Source organism: Mycobacterium dioxanotrophicus, assembly GCF_002157835.1.
GTDB lineage: Bacteria > Actinomycetota > Actinomycetes > Mycobacteriales > Mycobacteriaceae > Mycobacterium > Mycobacterium dioxanotrophicus.
In genome coordinates this window covers 221,541-241,099 of sequence record NZ_CP020809.1, presented here as the reverse complement: position 1 = coordinate 241,099, position 19,559 = coordinate 221,541, and the positions used below count along the sequence as shown (strand labels likewise).

The following is a 19,559-nucleotide window of genomic DNA, read 5'->3' as shown; positions in this document are numbered from 1 at the left end:
ACCCAGGCGGTTCAGCGCTCAAGAGCCCCGCCCTGCGCCAACCTCTCGCGCAGGCTCTTCGGCCGAATATCGGTCCAGTTTTGCTCGATGTAGTCAAGGCATGCAGCGCGGTCCGCCTCGCCGAATACCACCCGCCAACCAGCCGGCACGTCGGCAAACGCCGGCCACAGGCTGTGCTGCTCCTCGTCGTTGATCAAGACGAAAAAGCTTCCCTTGTCGTCATCGAATGGATTGATGCTCACGTTTCTCCATGGCTACTTAGGCGGACATCGCAAACATATCGCAAACATACGGCCGCCTGCATCGCGGCGTCTGAGGTTTCCCCGAAGTCCCGCCGTACACGACGGTGGTTAATGCTGTCTACGCGGGTCGAGGGATTAGCTGCAACGCGCTGATCAGGGGATTTAACCAGGTCACGGGTATTCACGGGCGCGTCAAGCTATTGCGAGTTTTACAAGTTTGTGAATGCATTGTGAGCTTCGGGCGGCCGCCCCTTGGCCTTTGCAGCAAATTTGCAATGGAATGGTAGTTCTGGCAAATGAACGCCTGTGAGGCTTCAGGAGATGAATGCAAAGTAGGCGTGCGGGATGCACTCTTGTCGTCGCAGTCCGAAAAGATTGCTGAAGCTGCGGTGGTCCTACGGTTTTGCGAGTTGCTAGCTCGATGATTGTGGCATCGGACCATTGCGAGTATTGCTTGCGAACGCACAGAATCCACCGAGCGGACCGCGGCGGACTCGGCACGGCTGGAGGTCGCCACCGTGGGAACGGATCTAGCAACATTGGGTGACACAGTGATGGGATCGCGAAGAGCGCGAGCGCCACTGCGGGATGCCAACAAAGTCCCAGGAAATCGTGGTTGCGTGACGACAGCACCGCCAGCATGCGCTTCGCACACTTACGGTATCCCCGATGTGGCGCACGTCACGCTCGGCAAGCACGGAACAGTGTCCCGCGCCGTCGTCGCACAATGCGGTGCAGGCTTACGGCTGCGCTGCCGCCCGTAACGGAACGGCGTACGCGCAGGTCAAGAACAGGCGCCGACGGGTGAGATCCGTGACGCCCGCCGCGCGGCTGCAGCTACTCGTCGCCCTCTTCTGGACGGGCGTGCGACCCTTCGATCGGCGACGACCCAGCGGGCATCACCATCAGGAACACCGGGATTCGCATCGTGACGCCACCGGCGATCGGCATCCGGAGCGCGAACGAGACGACCTCCAGTTCCAGCCGCCGCCCACGCTGGGTCTCCATCTCGAACCGCCCGGGCAGACGCTTGGGTTCGGCAAGCCAATCCAGGCCACGTTCGATCGACTCGACCAGGTTCATGCGCCCGACTATACCTGCGCGAACAGCGCAGAAAGGGCGTAAGCCAACACCCGATGCCGCCGTCACAGCACTACATCTATTGATTTCCAAGGTATCTCACGCGGCGTGAATTCTCGCCGCCTCGGACAATCACACAAACCGTCCCGATATTTCACCCGTCAATATCACTCGGCACAATTTCCGACTCCGCGTAAACTGCTCCCTCGGCTCTAACTCATACTCTCCGACCGCGCTGCCGGTAGGGATTGGAGAATCCGAACAGCCTTGCGGCAGTAGGAGAGCCAGCGATAATGGCCGCATACCACTGCCGCCTCGACGCGCACCACAACCGAAAGGCTGGGACCCGCATGAAGTTTGTGCTGGCATGCTATGGCACTCGCGGCGATGTCGAACCCTCCGTCAGCGTCGGATGCGAATTGCAGCGCAGAGGTCACGACGTTCAGCTGGCCGTACCCCCTGATCTGGTCGGATTCGCCGAGGGCGCGGGCCTCTCGACTGCCGCGTATGGCCCACCGCTGCAGGCGTTTCTACGCGAAGAGTTCCTGCGCAACTTCTGGTCTGAGCTCATGAGTCATCCGGTGCGTTCGCTGAAGGAGCTCTGGCAACCGATCTCGCGATACTGGGGCGAGACCAGCGACACATTGATGGGACTGGCCAACGGAGCCGACCTGCTCTCGACCGGCCTGAACTACGAACAACCTGCCGCCAATGTCGCTGAGTTCTACGACATTCCGCTGGTCATGTTGCATCACTTCCCGATGCGGCCCAATGGGCGACTGGTCCCGATGCTGCCCGCGCCGGTGGTCCGCTCCGCCGGCGCGCTGACCGAATGGTTGCTGTGGCGCTCGACAAAGGATGTCGAGAATGCACAGCGACGAGAGTTGGGTTTGCCAAAAGCAACTCGTCCGGCACCACGCCGGATCCCTGATCGGGGGTCAGTGGAAGTACAGGCCTACGACGCCGTCAGCGTGCCGGGGCTGGCGGAGGAGTGGAGGAAATGGAACGGCCAACGGCCGTTTGTCGGAGCGCTGACCATGGGCCTGTCGACCGACAACGACGACGAGGTGGCGTCGTGGATCGCGTCGGGCACACCGCCGATCTGTTTTGCCACCGGCAGCATCCCTGTCGAATCACCCTCGGAAACACTGGAAATGATCAGTACAGCGTGCGCGGAATTGGGCGAACGCGCGTTGGTGTGCGCCGGCGGCACCGACTTCAGCCACGTCACCATCCCTGATCACGTAAAGGTGATCGGAGTCGCGAACTATGCCACGGTTTTCGCCGCATGCCGCGCAGTGGTGCATCACGGCGGTTCGGGAACCACAGCGGCGAGCCTGCGGGCAGGTGTCCCGACGCTCATTCTCTGGAGCACCGCGGATCAGCCCTACTGGGGCAATCAGCTCAGGCGATTGAAAGTCGGTACAGCACGCCGTGTTTCGAAAACCACCCGCGATTCACTGACGGAGGATCTGCGCCGAATCCTGGCGCCGGAATACCACGCCCGGGCACGTGAACTCGCCACCCGGATGACGACGCCGGCCGCCAGCATCGCCAAAACGGCGGATCTGTTCGAGAACAAGGTCCGCGCGGCAGCGCGTTGACCACGCGCCCGCGCAGCCCGTTGCTCTGGCATCGAATCCCCGTAGTTTTTCCAGGGTTTGACCGACACTTGTCATGGCAAATTGCTTAGCGGCGACATCTGGCCGCCTCGTCATTCGCACGTCGGGCGGCTGCCACGACAATGAAATGCCATTGACGAAACCGGTTTACGACACGGGCAAGGGTCTAGGCTCACGATGTCGACCACAATCGGCGAGCAGCGTGCGAGACAGGGGGCAACTTTGACCGACCACAGATGCCGGATATGCGGTGGCGAGCTACACGAGGTTTTCGACCTCGGCCGCCAACCCGTCTCGAATGCCTTCGCCAAACCCGAAGACGCCGACAAAGTGCCGTTTTTTCGACTGGCTGTCGGTGCCTGCACGTCGTGCACCATGGTCCAACAACTCGACACCGTGCCTCCGTATGAGATGTATCGCGCCGACTATCCGTACCGCGCATCCGGCTCTCTGCTGATCCGCAGGCACTTCGAAGACGTGGCCCGCCACATCATCGAAACGTGCCCCGGCGGCCGGGACGGGTTCGTCGTCGAGATCGGAAGCAATGACGGCGTCATGCTGAAGACTCTCAGCGAGGCGGGGATGCGGCACCTGGGGGTGGACCCGGCTGCCAGCGCGGGTGAAGTCGCCCGCTCCCACGGAGTCAACGTGCGCACCGATTTCTTCAACGCCGAGACGGCCGCCGACATCTACTCCGAGCACGGTCATGCCAACCTGATCTTCTCGGCGAACACGTTCAGCCATATCTCCTACCTCGACTCGATATTCGAGGGGGTCGGGACCCTGCTCGCTCCGGATGGCCTGTTCGTATTCGAAGATCGCTCGCTCGCCGACATCCTCAGGCACAACTATTTCGACCAGATCTACGACGAGCACATCTACCTGTTCTCGGTCAGTTCTGTGCAGGCCATGGCGGCCCATTTCGGTTTCGAGCTGGTCGACGCCGAACACCTGCCTCTGCACGGCGGGTCGATCCGCTATACCGTCGCGCGCCGCGGCGCCCTCGAACCGAGCCCCGCCGTCGAGAAATTCGTCGCGCAGGAGAAGGCCGACGGGCTCGCCGAGAAGGAAGAAGCCGCGTTCGTCAGGTTCTCCAGCGACGTCAACCGCATCAAGACCGACCTCGTGTCGCTGCTGCACGACATCCGTTCGGAAGGCCGACGTGTCGTCGGCTACGGCGCGACGTCCAGAAGCGCGACGGTGCTCAACTACTGCGGCATCGGGGCAGACCTGCTGCCGCTGGTGTGTGACTCCACGCCGGAGAAGCAGGGTCGGGTCACGCCGGGCTCGAAGATCCCGGTGTGCCCGCCTGATGCCTTCACCGACCCCTACCCCGACTACGCGTTGCTGTTCGCGTGGAACCATGCCGAAGAGATCATGGCCAAGGAACGGCTGTTCCAGGAGAAGGGCGGACGGTGGATCCTCTACGTGCCCGAGGTCCACACGATCTGATCAGCGCGCCGGCTTGATGATCAGCCCCTGCCCGGTGGGCAGGGTGCAGATCGGCACGCCCAGTTCCACCGAGAGCTCGTCCATGGCGTCTCGCTGCTCTTCGCGTCCCCGGTTCGCGTAATCGTCGAGCAGTACGTAGGCCCCTGGCGTCAACCGGGGCCAGAAGTGCCGCAGTGCAGCGACTTCCGGCGGCGCGCAGTTCATGTCGATGTGCAGGTAGGCGACTTTGTCTGCATCGACCTGATCGAGAGTCTCGGGGACCGCTCCGACGATGATGCGGTGGTTCTTCCATTCCGCGAAGTTGGCCCGCACGCTGTCGACTGAGTCCACATAGAGACCGTCTTTCAGGTGCGCCTGGCTTGTCTCAAGTGCGCCTGACTCACGCTCACCCGCGGTGACGAAGCGGGGGTCGAGTCCGGTGAACGTGTCGAGCAGATAGAACGTCTTGCCCAGCCGGTCCCAGTCCAGGTATTCCATCACCGCGCTGCTCAAGAACCCGTAGCTGACCCCGCATTCGACGAAGTCACCCTCGAGCTTGCTCGCGTTGGCAGCCGCCCAGAGACCGACGTGTACCCGCCAATGCCACTGGTACCAGTCCTGGTCCTCACCGAGTGCGCGTGCGCCACGCTCGTAGGCCCGCCGGAACGCCGGGTCATCCATGAACCCATGGGTGTTGAAGGTGATCAGTGCGTCATTGGAATAGACGTCGGGTAGGAGCTTTCGCGCGAGCCAATATTCAGCGCGCACCCAGCGCATCGTCAGGCGGGCCTTGGTCGACAATCCGGTTGCCACGGCGGCGACCATAACATAGGCGTGTGACCCGACGCCCTTCAATCCGACGCGCTTGTCGCAGCACAACTTTCGGCGATGCGATGGCTCGGCGCCCAGAGCCGTGAGACGGTCGGCGCTGCTCGGCGAACTCTACGTCGGGCTGCAGAACAGGTTAATGCCAACGAGTTGACGACACCTCAACGATATGCGCCGACAGCCGGCACCGGCCATCTGGGCAAACTTATTGACTGCCAGTCACGTTCACGTCGCCGGCCGGGCTCGGCTCCGGTACGCGCATCTGGGCCTTCCGCTTGAAACGAGCCTTCAACGCCATCGCGCGTTTCTCGACGACGAACCAGCTCATCGCCGCGAACGGCAGTGTCACCACCGTCGAAATCACAAAGAACAGAATCGGACTCAGGAAGATGAGGCCGAAGGTGGCGAGCAGCTGTTGAACGGGAAACGCATAGATGTAGACCCCGTAGGACAGATCCGTACGCAGGTTCATGCGCTTGTTGCGGATGAGCGCGCCGGAGACGATGACGGCATATGCCAACGGCAGCCCGGCGACCACGCGGTAATCGGGTAGCAGCCCGGCGGCGAACACGATGACCACGCACACCGCGACGATCGACCATCTGGCAGGGATCACGTCCCGCCAGTGATACATGAGGGCGCCCGCCGCGAACATGATTCCGGTACGCATGATCAGCTGCGGAATGGTCCACACGCCCGGATAGGTCAGCGGTGGGAACAACATCGCGCCTGCCGTGGCGAGCACCAGAAAGACCGGCGAGATCCACTTCTTACTGGCCAGCCCCACCACGCCGAGCAGCGCGACGATGAGGTAGCACGCGACCTCCCAGATCAGTGACCACAGGGAGGCATTCCATCCCGCGGCCGCGTCGGGAACCCCGTGTGGCGTCTCGCCGATCACTCGCTGAAGCGGAATCAGCCCGAGGTTCTTCACGATGTATTCGATAGGAGCGGACGACGTGAGCAGTTTGGATACCGAGCCGCCCTGCGCCGCCAATGCGATGGGCGCGATGACGAACGCCGTCACTGCGAGGCAGACATAGAAGCCGGGGAGAATGCGAAGAGCCCGGGCCATGAGATATTCGCGAATATTAGGGTTGGTCAGCCAACTCCGGGTGATGAGGAAGCCCGAGATCGCGAAGAAGCCGTCGACCCCCACCGAGAAGAGAACCTGCAGTACCGCCTCTGGTGGCATGCGTCCTGTCACCGGGAAGGAATGCCACAGGATGACCTCGGCAGCCAGGGCCAACCGGAATGCGTTCAACGCATTGTTCCGCGGATCGAATACCTGAGCTAGCTTCATCATCCCCGCCTGTCGTCCCCACCTGACGCTGCGCCGCAATCGTATGTTGCTTCGGCAAGGACCGTTGGCGTTTGGGCCGCACCGAACGGGTCCGAATTCTAGCCTCAGTGACCGCATTTCGCGGATTCAGCCTCGGCTCATCCGTCGGGTGTAGGTGAAATTGCCGTTTACACATCGCAATTGGCGGCACATTTCGCAAATCACGTACAGCTTTTGTCCGTGATCTTCAACTGCGAATAACGTTCGTCCGCCGTGCCCTGGCAAAAATCAGCAGCAGTCGGCCCAACCGAAAATACCAGCACCGAAACCGGTTTCGCGCACCGCCTGACGGCGACGTCAGCGGGCGCGTTCCACCCCGACGCGGTCCAGGTACTCGGCGCCATCTTCTGCTCCCGCCTCGGTCTGTGTACCTATCCAGTCGAGCAGCGAGCGCAGCCCATCGTCCAGCGTCCATTTCGGACGCCATTGCAGATCGCTCAGCGTGGGTTCGATGTCACAACTGGCGGCCCGCACGTCGCCGTCCCGGAACTTTCCTACGACGACCGGCTCAGGAGCGCCGAAGACCGCAGCGATCTTCTTCGCCAACTCGTGGATGGTGATGCCGTGCCCTGATCCGATGTCCAAGCAGCGCGACTGCACGGCGGGGTTGACCACGGACGTGAACAGCGCGTCGATGACATCGTCGATGTAGACCAGGTCGCGCACGATGCGGCCGTCTTCATAGACTTCCGACGCGCGCAGCTGCCGGGACAGCCGCGCGAAGAACGGCACAACGCCGGTATAGGGATTGGTCAACGACTGACCGGGCCCATAGGCGTTCTGCAGGCGCAGAATGCTCAGACCCGTGTCGTGCGCCGAGGTCCACGCCGTCAGCAGATTCTCCTGGGCCAGCTTCGTCGCGCCGTAGACGTTGGTCGGGCGCGTCTCGGTCACCCCTGCACGGCTCGGAAGCGGCACGCCAGGTTCACCGGTTGGTCCCTGGGGATCCCAGACGCCGGCCTGCAACTGTGCGTGGCTGCGCGGACGCGGGTAGAAGACCTCGTCGCCCGCTTGCCAGGCGCCCTCACCGTAGACCGCCCGCGACGAAGCCACGACGATCTGCTCGGGCACCAGATCCGCACGGCTCAGCGCATCGAGCAGCTGGGTGGTGCCCACCACGTTCACCAGGCCGTGGCGGGTCGCCTGTGACAGCGACTGCGCGGTGCCCGTTTCGGCCGCCAAATGGATGACCTGCGAAGGCCGGCACAGACGCAGGACGGCATCCCAATCCGGTGCGTGGGTCACGTCGCCGGTGAAGAACCGTACCGACGGGTGCAGGTCGAGCGCCTTTCCGTCGCCGTGTACTTGAGCAAGCAGGACATCCATGACCGCTACGTCGTAACCGGCTTCGACGAGACGGCGCGACAGCGCAGTACCGATGAATCCCGCTCCGCCGCTGATGAGTACGGATTTAGACAAGAGCTGACGCCTTCCGTTCGGGTACACCTTCGATCATGTCGAGATGTCCTCAGTGTCAAGTAAATTGGCGCCCGCGCCGGACGCCGGACGGCTCAGGCCGATGCGGCCCGCATCACGAAGCCTGCCTGGTCGCCGCGGCCCTGCCGATTGAGTGAGACCGAACGCCGTTCCCAACCCAACATCTGCCGCACCCCGAAGTTTCGGAAGATGGCGCCCAGTCCGTTCAACTCAGGCAAGGCAATGCCCCGGCGGTATGCCTCACTGCCGAAGAACTGCGAGGAGTTGGAGTCGTCGATGGTCTTCTCCACCCGCATGCCGACGGTTTCCGCCGCGAGTTCCATACCGCGGCGGGAAGGGATGACGGTGTGCCGAGGCGCATCGATCAGGCACCAGTGTTTCCCATAGGTGGCCCAGGCTTCCGACGACGTCGTTGGCAGCCGCGCCAGGCAGACGCCACCGGGAGCGAGCCGCTCGTTGGCCGCTTTCAGCGTCTCGACCGGATCCGGAACATGCTCCAGCGAATGGTTGAACATGATGAGATCGAACTCGCCGGGCACTTCGTTCATGAATCGCCTCAGCAGCGGAACGCCCAGCGGCGTGACACCGTCCTCCTCGATGAACGGATCCGCGCCGGTGAGTTCGGTGAAGCCTGCCCGCGCCAGCCGGTCGAGCAACGTGCCGCCGCCGCAGCCGACATCAAGGATTCGCGCATCACGCGCAAGATTCAGATCGCCGAGCATCTTGATGACGTCTCCGCTGGCGTCACGCGTGCCGATCAGGGACCGGACACCCGGCGGCAACGCCGCGACGAGGGCACCCACGAACTGCCGCCGCTCGTTCAATTCATAGCGGTCTCGCTGCGTCGTCATCCATTGGAAGAATCCGGGCTGCTCAGCCACGGTGTAGGAGTAGTACTTGCGCGGGTAGTGCCGCGCGAGTTCCTCGCCCTCGAGCACATCCACGATCTGCAGGGTTTCGCAGTCCTTGCAGATGTAGTAGTCGAACAACTCCCGAGTGCCGTAGTACATCTCACGGACAGTGATGGTCCGATGAGGACCCACCGAGCCGCACACCCGGCACTCTTTGCGAACCTCGCTCAATATTCCCCTCCTGGTTAAACTCTCGATCGCCTGCGGCGCGGCACACGGCCTGCGCTGCTCAGGCGGTACTCCTCAAACGCGCGAAGTCCTCAACGAGATCCGCTGCACGGTAATTACTTTCAGATGGCGTGCTCATTCTCGCCGCGATCTCGCGGGCTCGCACGGCGTAGTCGGGTGCGAGGATTCGACGCAGGTCGGCAACCAGAGATTCTTGCGTGGTAGCCGAAAACCGCCGGGTGGTACCGATTTTCAAGCGCTTGAGTTGCGCTCCCCACAGTGTTTGATTGGCGTCCATCGAAAGGATCAGAGTGGGGACCCCGGCACGCATGCTGGCCGCCGTCGTTCCCGAACCCCCGTGATGCACCACCGCGCGGCAAGCGGGGAAGATCGCCGCGTAGTTGACCGCGCCGACCACCTTGACGTGAGAGAACTGGGGGACGTCGCTGAAGTCGCTGTATCCCGCGCACACCAACGCCCGCTGACCCAACTGCGCGCTCGCGGCGCTGATCATCCGGATCGTGTCGGCCGGAGATTCCACCGGCATGCTGCCGAATCCGAAGCAGATCGGCGGGTTCCCCGCGGCGATCCAGTCGGTGACCTCTTCGTCGACGCTGGTCGCCAGCTCCATTGTGAGGGTCCCCACGAACGGCCGCTGACCGTTCCATTTCGCCCATTCGTCGGCGAGGCCGGGAAAGCAGACCTCGTCGTACGCCTGGACTTCGAGCGACCTGCGGTCGGCTACGCGCTGCGACATCGGGGCGGTTGCCTTCGGCAATCCCAGTTCGCGCCGTTGGGTGTCCTCGACCTTCTTGTTGAGCAACCAAGTCAGCCAGTCGAACACCGTCATCGCGGCGCGGCCCAACGGCGCAGGCAGGATGGTCACGAGCCTGCCGTTGGCGCGGATCGGCACGTGATGCAGCGTGACGAGTGGAATCCCGTAGTACTCCGCGACATTGGCCGCCGGCTCCTGGTAGGCCTGTCCGGCGATCAGCACATCGGCACCGTCGGCGAGCGACGTCAGAGTCGCATTGATCTGCTCCCAGCACTGATCACTCAACGTCCACATCTCACGCCAGAGTCGCCGCATCTCCCGGATCTTCCAGAACCCGTGGAAGAAGGACGTCCAGAAGTTGCGGTAGACGTCGAGCCAGGTGCGCGTGTCGAGGCCGAAGGCCACGGCTGGAAGCCCGGCTGCCTCAACGAATCCCACCGAATCCGGCGCGACCGCGATGTTCACTTCGTGCCCTCTGCGCACCAGTTCGCGAGCCACAACGATGGACGGTTCGATATCGCCCCGCGTTCCGTAGCTCGCCAACACAAATTTCATCGCAGTTCGAAGCCTTTCAGTTTTCCCGTGACGGCCGGTCGCCCGCCGGTGCGCGCACCGCCCCGCGGTCACGTCCGCAGGAGACGGACCTTGACCGGGTGAGCGCGGCAACGCCGAAAATGGTGGACTGTCCGTCACTCCTTACGCCAGAGCACGCCGGTACCGTCGATTTCGACGATCTCTGCGGTGATCCCGTGCTTCGCGCGGTAGTCCGTGACGGCCTTCTTGCAGCCGTCGATCGCGTGGTAGTCGTCGATGATGCAAAAACCACCGGGCGACAGCCGCGAGTACAGGCCGTCGAGCGCCTGGATCGTGGATTCGTAGAGGTCGCCGTCGAGTCGCAGCACGGCGATCTGTTGGATCGGGGCGTCGGTCAACGTGTCCTTGAACCAGCCCGGAAGGAAGCGGACCCTGTCGTCCAACAGACCGTAGCGCTCGAAATTGGCGCGCACGTCCTTCTCTGGGACCGCAAGGATGGGAGCAGCGAGGTGCAGCTTGTCGCCCTTGTCGGCCTTGTAGTTGTCGGCGTCCGGCGCAGGCACGCCTGCGAACGAATCCGCCAGCCAGACCTGCCGCGTCTGGTCTCCGTACGCGGCCAGGACTGCGCGCATCAGGATGGAAGCCCCGCCTCGCCACACGCCGCATTCGACGAGGTCGCCCGGAATCTCCTCGGCGAGCACCGTCTCGATGCAGTTCTGCAAACTCGTCAGGCGCTGCATACCGATCATGGTCAGCGCATCGGCCGGCCAATCCAGCCCCAAGTCGCGTTTGCGGGCATCGAACGGCCGCTTGCGCACGAGCATGAGGTTGCCAAACTTGAAGACAGGACGGTGCAGGCGAGCCCATCCCACAGGCACCAACTCGTCGACCCCGTACCTGGTGAGATCCTGCCGAAGCAGGTCCAGATAGGCGGATCGAGTGCCACGGTCGGTCACGGTCAAAAAAGTGCCCCTTATCTCCTCAATCGGTACTCCCGGTGACAAGACTAGCGCCCTGAACAGGGCGCTAAAACTTTTCCGAAGTGACGGCAGGCCTTGCAGCCGAGAGGCTTTCGGCGAAATCGCCGGAACTTCACATCGAGTTGCAAAACAGGCTAACGAGTTTGACTCGACGCTTTCATCGACGATATGGGGCTATCACTGATCAGTGCGGCCGTGGCAAACAAAGAGAATAAACTGTCAGCAGTGCAAATTCATCGGAAAGCCGCACGGGACAAGTGCTTCGGTTCGGCGGCTCGATGGACCACCACGACTGAGTCAAACACCTCGATCCGGTCGATGATGGTTGCCGCCAACGGCACCTCCACCTCCCTGGCCCGCTTCGGGTGCCCCTCCATGAACTCGAACACCGATGACATCTTCATGTATGGCGCGTGCATCGCATCCATCAACCATCGGGTGAAATCGATGAACGATTCGGAGCGGTCGCGGTAACCCGTCCAATAGTTGGCGCAAACATCCTCGACCGCATACACCCCACCTGGCGCCAAGCGGGGAAACAGATACTGGAAGGAACCGATCATCTGGCTGGGTTGATGCCCGCCGTCGTCGAGAATCGTGTCGAACGGGCCGAACTCGTCGAGGACACGGCCCAGGAATCCGGTGTCGGACTGATCCCCGATGCGCACATGAATGTCGTCCTCGGGGGCGTCGTACTGGGCAGACTTCGGGTTGAAGTCGAGCCCCACGATCGTGGCCTTGGGCAGGTATTCCCGCCACATGCGCAATGATCCGCCTCTGTCCACGCCGATCTCGAGCATCCGCTCGGTCCTGGCCAGCACAGACTCGTAGATCGGCAGATAGTGGCGGAGCTTGTGCACGTTCTCGGTCTCGCTGAAGATCCGCCCGATGGCGGTCTCCTCCGGAGGACTGTCGTCCGCGCTCATCACCACGGGCCGCGCCAGATCGGGCCCCAACGCTTCGAGCATCCGCCGGCGGCCCTTGTACGGGTAGCGGCGAAATATGAATGGCGGTTTCGGCAGCAATGTCAATCGGAACATGGCCATAGTCACGTGATCCTATGGACAGCCGAGGTGGCTGCGGTTCGGATCACGAGAATCGTTGCAAATCACAGGGATAGCCTATCGACACATCAGCACCATCCGTCCCGCCGCGAGCGCAGCGGGCGATGCAGACGGATACGAGCAAACTGCGCAACAGAAGGCAGTCAGGGTCTTTACTGCGCCACCTTCCGCGAGGGGCAAATGAAGCAAAGCGACAGGCATCAGCCGATGTCGGCGGGTCGACGGCCCAGATCCGTTATTACTCTCGCTAATTCAGCGTGCTCGACGCCAGGCGTTGCGGAACCTCAGAGCAGACCCATGCCCCTGAAAACAGCCGATACGCCGATCACCGTGAAGATGACGGCCAGGATCTGCTGGCGGTGAGCCAATGCCCACCCACGCAGCCGCCGCAGCACGGCCTCGGTCCTCACCGGCGCCAACAGATGACTGACGAGCACGATTTCGACGACACCCAGAACGCCCACGATGTAAGCGATGGCGGTGCTGAGTTGGGCGCCGATCGCGGCTCCCGAGGTCAGGATGGTGGCGAGCACAAGTAGGACGATCTCGGGCGCCGGCCCCATCGCCAGCCCGATCACAAATGCCACCCACAGCGATCCGTTCTCCCAGGCGTTGCGGGCGCGGGTGATCAGGCGTCGAACCGCGGACCCGATCTTCGACGGGACATCGGTGCCGTCCCCGCCCACACTTCCGGCGGAAGAACCCGGGTCGAGTGCCAGGATCAGCTTGCTCGCGGCCGGCATCTGCACGTTCGCGCCCTGGCGTGCCCGGGACCGCGCGATCAGCAGCACGGCGATGGTCAGCGCGAATGCGCCCAACCCGATCTGGAAGTGACCGACGCTGGAACTTGTTGCAGGCGTGGACAAATCATGAGTGAACTCGTCCAGCACCGGGGTGAAGTGAAGGACGACCAACGGCGCCAGAATCGAAAGGATGCTCGCTACCAGGCAGCCGGACCAGAAGACCAGGAGGTTCTGCGCCGGCCGCTGCCGGGAGATGAGCAACAGGGTCACGCCGAGACGCACCGGGTTGAGCGCACCCATGAGCGCCAGGCCCAGCACTGAGCTCCACACCGACGCCACGCTACCGTGTCGCTGTTGTCCACTGGTCTTTTTGGGGACTCCCCTGCCTCGCGGACGCATCACCGGACTGCACTGGCTCGCGTTCGAATTCGGGCATTTGCCGCGCTCCGATCAGCGAAACCCTGCCGCGGAGATCTATTCGAAATCGGCTGTGTACGAGAATCGCTCGGGCTAACCGACCGTGGGTATCGGACCGCCATTTTTCGGTGATGCCGCACCGTCGACCAACCCCGTCACTTATTCTGACCGAGCCGGCGAAGCCGGCACAGTACTGCCGCACCACGACAAATTCAGTGCCGATATCTCTGCGAAAATCCCGGAGAGGCCAAGTTTGGTGAAGCCCGAGTACCTCCGAGATCGATGAATTACCACCAATTTCCGTCGGCACCCATGGAGCTGGCAAATCGACGAGATGGAAACCCGCCTCAAACAAAGGAACATGTTCATGACAGTGCCCTCCCAGCAGAACCGGAGTTCGGCCCGCCCAGTGATTCTGTTCGTCTTGGGAATGGGAAGGTCTGGAACGTCGGCGCTCACCCGCGTTCTGTCCCTGTGCGGTGCCGCACTTCCGACGGGCATGATGGGCGCCGACACCGGCAACCCGCGTGGCTATTGGGAGCCCCGCGCAGCTCTCCTCCTCAACAGGGCGATCCTGGACCGGCACGGCAGCGCGTGGTGGGACCCGTCGTTTCGACTGCTCGAGGAAGGCACTTTCACGCCCCAGGAAAGGGCGCAGTGCGTCGCCGAGATCGGTGAGTTCCTCGACAAGCTGCCGCCCGCGCCGCTTGTGGTGATCAAGGAGCTCACCATCGGTGTGCTCCATGACATGTGGTTCGAGGCGGCGCGCCGGGCCGGCTACGACATCTCCGCAGTGATCTCCGTGCGTCACCCGGAGGAGGTCGTCGCCTCGCTAGGCGCTGCCGTCAAGGCCACACCCGAGCTAACAAGCGCGTTGTGGCTGAAGGGCAATCTGCTGGCCGAGCGCTACACGCGAGACATACCGCGCGCGTTCATCGAATACTCCAACCTGCTCGACGACTGGCGACGCGAGATCAAGCGGATCTCGGCTGCGCTCGGCGTCGACCTCACGCCCGCCGACGAGGCACCGATCGATGAGTTCCTGGCACAGGGTCTGCACCGCCAACGCCACAGCGCCGAAGTGGTGGACCGCTTCGGTACCGACTGGGTGTCGGAAGTATATGAAGCGATGCGGGCGGCCGCCGCGGATGGCGAACTCGACCTGGCGACGCTCGACCGGGTTTTCGACGCGTATCAGACGACCGAACACGACTTCCGCAAAGCGTTCGACTGTTCCCGTGGCTATCAGGACGGAGTACTCAACAAGCTCGTTCGCCCCTCCATAGCCAAACCGATCCTCGAACTGCGGGCGATTGCTCACCGGCGGAAGGGGACCTGGGTCTAGGACGCGTCTGCAGAACGTCGTTTGACCTGTCAGCCTTCACAATTCGTTGTGCCGATAGCCGGGACGGACCGTGGGATGCGGCGTCGTATCGCCGTATTCCCCGGATCCTGCCGCGATATGGTGGAATTTGTGTTCGCCCGACTCGACGAATGCTTTACCTGATAAGGGAATAGACATGCACGGCATCATTCTCGCCGGTGGCTCTGGCACCCGGCTACACCCGATCACGATGGGTGTCAGCAAGCAGCTGCTACCGGTGTACGACAAGCCGCTCATCTACTACCCGCTTTCCACTTTGATCATGGCGGGGATCCGCGACATCCTCGTGATCACCACACCGGCCGACGCGCCGGCGTTCGAGCGGCTCCTCGGCGACGGCTCCGCGTTCGGCGTGAATTTGCGCTACGCGGTGCAGAAGGAGCCCGAGGGTCTTGCGCAGGCATTTGTGATCGGCGCAGACCATATCGGCAACAACACTGTCGCGCTGGCTCTGGGTGACAACATCTTCTATGGGCCCGGGTTGGGCACCAGCTTGAAGCGGTTCGAAAATGTCAGTGGTGGCGCTGTTTTCGCATATTGGGTGGCCAATCCTTCCGCCTACGGCGTGGTCGAGTTCGGAGCCGACGGAACCGCGCTGTCGCTCGAGGAGAAGCCGGCAACACCGAAGTCCCACTATGCGATTCCAGGCCTGTATTTCTACGACAACAATGTCATCGAGATCGCCCGGTCCCTCCGGAAGTCTGCTCGGGGCGAGTACGAGATCACCGAGGTGAACCAGACCTACCTGAACCGCGGTCAGCTCTCCGTCGAAGTGCTGCCACGCGGTACCGCCTGGCTCGATACCGGCACGTTCGATTCACTGTTGGACGCCAGCGATTTCGTGCGCACTATCGAGCTCCGGCAAGGTTTGAAAGTCAGCGTGCCCGAAGAAATTGCCTGGCGGGCGGGCTTTATCGACGACGATCAGCTCGCTGCGCGAGCCAACGAGCTGCTCAAATCGGGATACGGCAGTTACCTGCTGGAATTGTTGGAGCGAAACTAGCCGACACTCACTGTAACCGGATACCGTGGTAACGCGCCGGAAACTCTGAGAGATAAACAGATACGGGTGTCACACCCGGCGCAAGAGTTTGCGGCTGATGAGTTGGTGGTGGCTGAGCCGATCGGCTGGCCCGGTTTCAGGTCTTGGCTGCATGGCTACAGTTGATGTTGTCAGTTACGAGGAGGGGACTGAACAATGAAGAAATTTTCGCTGAATACGCTCGCTGTCACGGTGGGGGGTCTGGCGTTGTCGTTGTCGGCCGGGGCGGGTCTCGCATCCGCACAACCCGACATCGGCCCGATGGTCGACTCACCGTGTACGTATGAACAGGCGATGGCAGCGGTACACGCGGAGAATCCGATGGCCGCGCAGTACCTCGACCAGTCGCCGCCCAACCAGCAGTTCCTGCGGGTGTTCCTCAGCTCGCCGCGGGATCAGCGCGTCAACCTGCTGAACCAGATCAAGAACAATCAAGGAGCGGCACAAGCCCTTCCGGTCTTCACGCAGATGTTGACCAGCTGCACGAAGTACTGAGCGCAGTAACGCGATACGGGTGCGGTGCACGCTATGTGCACCGCACCCGTATCTGCTTCAAGGGCTCTACCAGCATGCGACAGGCGCGCCAAACCGCCTGCTACACCGCCTTATTCGGGCAGTTTACTCCCGAATCTTCGCGAACTGCACCGTAGGTGCTTCGTACGGGTTCAGCGGGCTTCCGAGCAGTGACCGTACCGCCGGACGCGGACCGTAAGGGCGCAGCAACGCACTGGCGGGACGCGGCCGCACGCGCTGCGGCCACCAGAACCACCGTCCGAGCAACGCCGCGATCGATGGCGTCATGAACGAACGAACGATCAAGGTATCGAACAACAATCCCAGACCGATGGTGGTTCCGATCTGACCGATGACCTGAAGCTCACTGACCACCATGGAGGCCATGGTCGCCGCGAATACCAGCCCGGCCGACGTGACCACCTTTCCGGTGCCGCCCATGGCCCGGATGATGCCGGTGTTGATGCCTGCGCCGATTTCTTCCTTCATGCGGGAGACCAGCAACAGGTTGTAGTCAGACCCGACCGCAAGCAGGATGATCACCGACATCGCCAGCACCATCCAGTGCAGATTGATGCCGAGGATGTACTGCCACAGCAGCACGGACATGCCGAACGACGCACCCAGCGACAGCGCGACCGTACCCACGATCACGAGGGCAGCGATGAAACTGCGCGTGATGATGAGCATGATCGCGAAAACCAGGCAGAGCGCGGCGATCCCCGCGATCAACAGATCGTATCCGGATCCGTCTTTCCAGTCCTTCGCCGTCGATGCGGCGCCGGCGAGATAGATCTTGCCGCCCACCAGCGGCGTCCCTTTGAGCGCTTCCTCTGCCGCAGTTCGGATTTGCTCGATGCGCTTGATGCCCTCCGGGGTGGCCGGATCTCCGTTGTGGGAGATGATGAATCGAACCGTCTTGCCGTCCGGCGACAGGAATGAACTCATCGCCCGCTTGAAGTCCGGGTTCTCGAACACCTCCGGCGGCAGGAAGAACGTGTCGTCGTTCTTCGCGGCATCGAACGCCTGTCCCATGGCGTTGGCGTCCTTGCTCGATTCGTCCATCTGGGACAGCAGTCCCGCCATGGTGGCGTGCGAAGTCAGCGTCATGTCCCGCATGGTCTGCATGACGGCGATCATCTGCGGGTACTGCATCAGCAGCTGCGGCAGGATCGCGGCCATCTCGTCCATGTTGTCGACCAGGACTGCGAGCTTGTCATCAAGGGCGTCAACAGAATCCAGTGCATCGAACACCGACCGCAACGACCAACAGATCGGGATGTCGAAGCAGTGCGGCTCCCAGTAGAAGTAGCTGCGGATCGGTCGCAGGAAGTCATCGAAAAGGGCCAGATTGGCCCGCAATTCATCGGTGAGTTCCTGTAGGTCATGCGTATGCGCGACCATGCTCTGCATCGTCGCCGAAAGCTCTTTCATCACCTCGTAGGTGTGCTGCATCGCGTCGATCATCTTGGTCATGTCGTCGGCCTGCTTCACCATGTCATCGATGCGAGCCTTCTGGAATTCCGTGGCTTGCGTCTGACCGGCGTTCTGCAGACTGAGCAGGAAGGGGACCGACGTGTGATCGATCGGGGTGCCCTCGGGTCGGGTGATGCCCTGCACCCGCGAGATACCGCGCACCTTGAATATCGCCTTGGCGAGTCTGTTGAGCACCAGGAAGTCGGCGGGGTTCCGCAGATCGTGGTCGGTTTCCACCACGAGCACATCGGGGGTTACCCGCGACTGGGAGAAATGCCGTTCTGCCGCATCGAATCCCTGTTTGGCGGGGATGCTGCTGGGGATGTACTGCCGGTCGTTGTAGCTGGTCTTGTAACCCGGCAGCGTCACGAGGCCGACCAGTGCCACCGCTAACGACGCGACCAGGATGGGCCCGGGCCAGCGGACCACTGCTGTGCCGATGCCACGCCAGCGATGGACCCGCAGCTTTCGCTTCGGCTCCAGCAACCCGAATCCGGTGGCCAGCACGATGCCTGCGGGCACCAGCGTGATCGCAGCGAGGACAGAGACGACCATGCCGACCGCGCAGGGGATTCCCATGGTGTGGAAGTAGGGCAGCCTGGCGAAGTGCAGGCAGAACACGGCCCCGGAGATCGTCAGCCCGGAAGCCAGAACGACCGGGGTGACGCTGCGATACGTGGTGTAGTAGGCCTTTGCCGGACTCTCACCGGCTTGGCGCGCTTCCTGATATCGGCCGAAATAGAAGATCCCGTAATCGGTTCCGGCCGCGATGCTGAGGAAGACCAGCATGTTGACCGCATAGGTCGACAACACGAAGACGTCGTTGTGCCCGAGAAAGGCGACGATGCCGCGGGCCGCGGCCAATTCGAGGCCGACCATGGTCAACAGCAGAATCACCGTGATGGCCGAGCGGTAGACCAGCAGCAGCATCGTGAAGATGATCACGACGGTGACCGCGGTGATTTTCAGAATGGAGTTGTTACCGCTGTGCTGGATGTCGGAGGCCAGCGGCGCCGCTCCGGTGACATAGGTCTTGACCCCGTCGGGAGCCGGTATGCGAGCGACGATGTCGCGGACCGCGGCAACCGATGCGTCGCCCTCGGCGGTGCCTTGGTTACCGACCAGGTTCAGCTGCACATAGGTCGCCTTGCCGTCCGGGCTCTGCACGCTCGACGACGTGAGGCGGTCTCCCCACAGATCCTGAACATGCTCGACATGCTGAGGGTCGGCACGGAGATCGCGAATCAGTTGGTCGTAGTACTTGTGGGAGTCCTCGCCGAGCGGCTGCTGCCCTTCGAGGACGATCATCGCCGCGCTGTCCGAATTGGATTCTTTGAAATCCTGACCCATGCGCAGGATGGCCTTCACCGACGGCGCGTCCCGGGGCATCAGTGCGACAGACCGCTCTTCGGCGACGTGCTCCAACGCCGGGATCGCCGACTTCCACTTCCAATCGACGGATGCCAAGGTGCTGAACAGGATCAGCGCCAGCCACGCCAGGATGACCAGTGGCGAAAGCTTACGTATCGCGCGCGCAACGAACGGCGGCGAGTGCTCGGTCCTCATCGGT

General features: G+C 62.4%; 16 protein-coding genes. 5 read left to right on the top strand and 11 right to left on the bottom strand.

Translation table 11 applies throughout. The features are described 5' to 3' along the window. Window positions 1-11 precede the first annotated feature (11 nt). Both BTO20_RS01135 and BTO20_RS01130 read right to left on the bottom strand, forming a co-directional pair. A complete protein-coding gene (locus BTO20_RS01135) occupies window positions 12-242 on the bottom strand; it encodes an MbtH family protein (protein ID WP_029370308.1) in 231 nt (76 codons plus the stop codon). An 837-nt stretch (window positions 243-1,079) separates the two neighbouring features. Continuing rightward, on the bottom strand, window positions 1,080-1,325 hold the full coding sequence (locus tag BTO20_RS01130) for a hypothetical protein (protein WP_087072658.1): 246 nt from the start codon (window positions 1,323-1,325) through the stop codon (window positions 1,080-1,082). Window positions 1,326-1,672: 347 nt separating this feature from the next. Between BTO20_RS01130 and BTO20_RS01125 the strand changes: the two genes are divergently transcribed. Further along, entirely contained in the window at window positions 1,673-2,926 is a 1,254-nt protein-coding gene (locus BTO20_RS01125; protein WP_087072656.1) for a glycosyltransferase, read from the top strand. Between the two features lie 240 nt (window positions 2,927-3,166). Next, on the top strand, window positions 3,167-4,396 hold the full coding sequence (locus BTO20_RS01120) for a class I SAM-dependent methyltransferase (RefSeq protein ID WP_198344212.1): 1,230 nt from the start codon (window positions 3,167-3,169) through the stop codon (window positions 4,394-4,396). Here the strand turns inward: BTO20_RS01120 and BTO20_RS01115 are convergent, their stop codons facing one another. The 8 genes from BTO20_RS01115 to BTO20_RS01080 form a co-directional block, all read right to left on the bottom strand. Then, window positions 4,397-5,200 carry a TylF/MycF/NovP-related O-methyltransferase gene (locus BTO20_RS01115; RefSeq protein ID WP_198344211.1) on the bottom strand — a complete coding sequence of 268 codons (804 nt, stop codon included), beginning with the start codon at window positions 5,198-5,200 and terminating at the stop codon, window positions 4,397-4,399. A 208-nt stretch (window positions 5,201-5,408) separates the two neighbouring features. Then, entirely contained in the window at window positions 5,409-6,506 is a 1,098-nt protein-coding gene (locus BTO20_RS01110; protein WP_087081418.1) for an acyltransferase family protein, read from the bottom strand. A gap of 336 nt (window positions 6,507-6,842) precedes the next feature. Beyond that, on the bottom strand, window positions 6,843-7,964 hold the full coding sequence (locus tag BTO20_RS01105; protein WP_087072652.1) for an NAD-dependent epimerase/dehydratase family protein: 1,122 nt from the start codon (window positions 7,962-7,964) through the stop codon (window positions 6,843-6,845). Window positions 7,965-8,056: 92 nt separating this feature from the next. After that, window positions 8,057-9,064, bottom strand: coding sequence for a class I SAM-dependent methyltransferase (locus BTO20_RS01100; RefSeq protein ID WP_408632142.1), 1,008 nt, complete (start codon window positions 9,062-9,064; stop codon window positions 8,057-8,059). 58 nt (window positions 9,065-9,122) lie between these two features. Beyond that, window positions 9,123-10,391 carry a glycosyltransferase gene (locus tag BTO20_RS01095; RefSeq protein ID WP_087072648.1) on the bottom strand — a complete coding sequence of 423 codons (1,269 nt, stop codon included), beginning with the start codon at window positions 10,389-10,391 and terminating at the stop codon, window positions 9,123-9,125. 134 nt (window positions 10,392-10,525) lie between these two features. Next, window positions 10,526-11,326 (bottom strand): TylF/MycF/NovP-related O-methyltransferase, encoded by an 801-nt coding sequence (locus BTO20_RS01090; RefSeq protein WP_198344440.1) that lies wholly within the window; start codon window positions 11,324-11,326, stop codon window positions 10,526-10,528. 257 nt (window positions 11,327-11,583) lie between these two features. Continuing rightward, window positions 11,584-12,318: a class I SAM-dependent methyltransferase gene (locus BTO20_RS01085; protein ID WP_198344439.1), complete on the bottom strand. Its 735-nt coding sequence runs from the start codon at window positions 12,316-12,318 to the stop codon at window positions 11,584-11,586. 380 nt (window positions 12,319-12,698) lie between these two features. Next, window positions 12,699-13,487 carry a GAP family protein gene (locus BTO20_RS01080; protein ID WP_157680109.1) on the bottom strand — a complete coding sequence of 263 codons (789 nt, stop codon included), beginning with the start codon at window positions 13,485-13,487 and terminating at the stop codon, window positions 12,699-12,701. 454 nt (window positions 13,488-13,941) lie between these two features. Between BTO20_RS01080 and BTO20_RS01075 the strand changes: the two genes are divergently transcribed. The 3 genes from BTO20_RS01075 to BTO20_RS01065 all read left to right on the top strand — a co-directional run bounded on the left by BTO20_RS01075 (window position 13,942) and on the right by BTO20_RS01065 (window position 16,495). Then, window positions 13,942-14,919 carry a sulfotransferase family protein gene (locus tag BTO20_RS01075; RefSeq protein WP_087081414.1) on the top strand — a complete coding sequence of 326 codons (978 nt, stop codon included), beginning with the start codon at window positions 13,942-13,944 and terminating at the stop codon, window positions 14,917-14,919. Window positions 14,920-15,094: 175 nt separating this feature from the next. Beyond that, window positions 15,095-15,961 (top strand): glucose-1-phosphate thymidylyltransferase RfbA, encoded by an 867-nt coding sequence (gene rfbA / locus BTO20_RS01070; RefSeq protein WP_087072642.1) that lies wholly within the window; start codon window positions 15,095-15,097, stop codon window positions 15,959-15,961. A 195-nt stretch (window positions 15,962-16,156) separates the two neighbouring features. Then, entirely contained in the window at window positions 16,157-16,495 is a 339-nt protein-coding gene (locus BTO20_RS01065; RefSeq protein WP_087072640.1) for a hemophore-related protein, read from the top strand. 123 nt (window positions 16,496-16,618) lie between these two features. Here BTO20_RS01065 and BTO20_RS01060 read toward each other — a convergent pair whose 3' ends face one another. After that, window positions 16,619-19,555 carry an MMPL/RND family transporter gene (locus BTO20_RS01060; RefSeq protein WP_087072638.1) on the bottom strand — a complete coding sequence of 979 codons (2,937 nt, stop codon included), beginning with the start codon at window positions 19,553-19,555 and terminating at the stop codon, window positions 16,619-16,621. Window positions 19,556-19,559: the final 4 nt, after the last annotated feature.

Excerpts from the sequence above, each read along its gene's own strand:
- BTO20_RS01130 (WP_087072658.1), bottom strand. The coding sequence starts at position 1,325 with ATGAACCTGGTCGAGTCGATCGAACGTGGCCTGGATTGGCTTGCCGAA.
- BTO20_RS01125 (WP_087072656.1), top strand. The coding sequence starts at position 1,673 with ATGAAGTTTGTGCTGGCATGCTATGGCACTCGCGGCGATGTCGAACCC.
- BTO20_RS01115 (WP_198344211.1), bottom strand. The coding sequence starts at position 5,200 with ATGGTCGCCGCCGTGGCAACCGGATTGTCGACCAAGGCCCGCCTGACG.
- BTO20_RS01110 (WP_087081418.1), bottom strand. The coding sequence starts at position 6,506 with ATGAAGCTAGCTCAGGTATTCGATCCGCGGAACAATGCGTTGAACGCA.
- BTO20_RS01095 (WP_087072648.1), bottom strand. The coding sequence starts at position 10,391 with ATGAAATTTGTGTTGGCGAGCTACGGAACGCGGGGCGATATCGAACCG.
- BTO20_RS01085 (WP_198344439.1), bottom strand. The coding sequence starts at position 12,318 with ATGCTCGAAGCGTTGGGGCCCGATCTGGCGCGGCCCGTGGTGATGAGC.
- BTO20_RS01075 (WP_087081414.1), top strand. The coding sequence starts at position 13,942 with ATGACAGTGCCCTCCCAGCAGAACCGGAGTTCGGCCCGCCCAGTGATT.
- rfbA (WP_087072642.1), top strand. The coding sequence starts at position 15,095 with ATGCACGGCATCATTCTCGCCGGTGGCTCTGGCACCCGGCTACACCCG.
- BTO20_RS01065 (WP_087072640.1), top strand. The coding sequence starts at position 16,157 with ATGAAGAAATTTTCGCTGAATACGCTCGCTGTCACGGTGGGGGGTCTG.
- BTO20_RS01060 (WP_087072638.1), bottom strand. The coding sequence starts at position 19,555 with ATGAGGACCGAGCACTCGCCGCCGTTCGTTGCGCGCGCGATACGTAAG.